Origin of the sequence: Desulfosporosinus sp. OT, assembly GCF_000224515.1 — a bacterium.
Classification (GTDB): Bacteria; Bacillota; Desulfitobacteriia; order Desulfitobacteriales; family Desulfitobacteriaceae; genus Desulfosporosinus.
Genome location: NZ_AGAF01000097.1, coordinates 1 through 415, shown reverse-complemented (window position 1 = coordinate 415; position 415 = coordinate 1). Strand labels below are relative to the sequence as shown.

The 415-nt window shown below is 41.9% G+C and carries 1 protein-coding gene; it reads left to right on the top strand.

Annotated elements, in window-relative coordinates; all coding sequences use genetic code 11:
* The coding region (locus DOT_RS28530; protein ID WP_157998438.1) for a tyrosine-type recombinase/integrase at positions 1–196 on the top strand (196 nt) is incomplete at its 5' end.
* Positions 197–415 lie beyond the last annotated feature (219 nt).

Genomic DNA, 415 nt, shown 5'->3' with positions numbered 1-415 from the left:
ACGTAAATGGGGAGCTCCCCATTTTCGTCATACGGCCGCAACACTTATGTACAAATATGGACGGGTTGACATACGATCACTTCAACAGATTCTTGGGCATGAGAGCGTAGCTACTACTGAGATATATACCCATATTGATGAGCATCAATTGCAGTCTGCTGTAAATTCCAACCCTCTTGCAATGATGTTTAATTAAGTGTATTTCCCTCAACTGAGACTATAAGATTATTTCAGTTTTCTTGCTGATGCCGCCCAAAACTTAGAGATTGGGCGGCATATATACTTACGGGTTTAAGAATTAGCGGAAGCCTTGGTACCTAGGGTTTCAGCAAGAGCTGGGCCCTTTTTGTATCTACAAACCAATGTTATGGGGTATAATTGAGCAGAACACTGTGAACGCATTGGTAGGATATAG